We start from the raw sequence: 622 nt of genomic DNA on the forward strand, positions 1-622 counted from the left end.
CTTTTCATGTCCCCTTGGTCTCACATTCGGTGCTCAAGAAGCTACAAAAAACCATTTCGCGTGAAAAAAAAATTTCTGTCTATGGGAAAATATGGATGCAACCGGTTGATTTAGTTTACCTTGGATCTCAAATTCATTGAAAACCCATGCCTGCACACGGCCGTTGACTGCTCCCCATGCGCAAACTTCTGTACCTGACCTTTTCCATGGCAATCATTGCCGCCCTGACAACCTACGCCATGTGGGCCGCGGACCGTCCGGTGGGCCATTACCTGTCAGACCTGCGCATTAACCTCGCCATCGATCAAGGGACACCCGCTGATCGCGGCAATCTGCTCGGCATCCAGCCCGAGCTGTTCCCGACCGACTATCAAAGCCCCGAGCGCTTGCACCGCAAACTCGCCGCCTATTTGCAGCAGGCCCGGGACCAGGGCCTGCTGAATGACAAGACTATCGTCGTGCTGCCCGAACATGTCGGCACCTGGCTGATGGTCAGCGGCGAGAAAGATGAGCTGTACCAGGCTACGACGATCAAGGAAGCCATGAACTGGCTGGCGGCGAGCAATCCCTTGCAGTTCGTTCGCGCGCTGATCAGCGCCGAGGGCGGAAGCCGCCTCGACGA

Annotated in this window: 1 pseudogene; it reads left to right on the forward strand. The window is 56.1% G+C overall.

The window, feature by feature from the left end:
• Nucleotides 1–176: 176 nt before the first annotated feature.
• Nucleotides 177–622: pseudogene (locus tag AC1DRJ_RS31530) on the forward strand (carbon-nitrogen hydrolase family protein); the annotation flags it as partial.

It is taken from the genome of Pseudomonas sp. P5_B2, from assembly GCF_056400445.1.